This window comes from Acinetobacter sp. ANC_7634 (genome assembly GCF_056779875.1).
In genome coordinates this window covers 1-536 of record NZ_JBWYIT010000032.1, presented here as the reverse complement: position 1 = coordinate 536, position 536 = coordinate 1, and the positions used below count along the sequence as shown (strand labels likewise).

Here is a 536-nt window from a genome sequence, read left to right as displayed (position 1 = left end):
ATCACCCCAACAGAACTTACTGCACTGACTCAAGTACGTGATGATGCACTTGCTGCGAAAACAGAAGCACAAACAAAAGTGACAGCATTACCTGAGGCAGTACAAGCAGAAAAAGATGCGCTACAAGATCGTTTAAATGATCTGGTTGATATCACTTTACCAGCAGTAAATGATGAAAACGAAGATGGTGTGGATGATGCAGTTGCAGCACTTGAAGAAGCGACAGAGGCAGTAGAGGCGGCAGAAGCAGCATATGCAGAGGCAGAGCAAGCACTAGCAGATGCGGAATCAGATGGTTTAATCACCCCAACAGAACTTGCTGAGCTGACTCAAGCACGTGATGATGCGCTTACTGCTAAAGAAGATGCACAAGCGAAAGTTGATGCACTTCCAGAAGGAGCAGACAAAGACGCACTGGATGCACGCTTAGATGATCTAGTCGACATCACTTTACCAGCAGTAAATGATGAAAACGAAGATGGCATAGCAGATGAGTACGAACAAGTATTGGCAGATGCCGAAGCAGCAGTAGAGGC

The 536-nt window shown here is 46.1% G+C and carries 1 protein-coding gene; it reads left to right on the top strand.

The genetic code is table 11. The features are described 5' to 3' along the window. The coding region (locus AC1M9A_RS14390) for a GA-like domain-containing protein (RefSeq protein ID WP_481610488.1) at nucleotides 1–536 on the top strand (536 nt) is incomplete at both ends.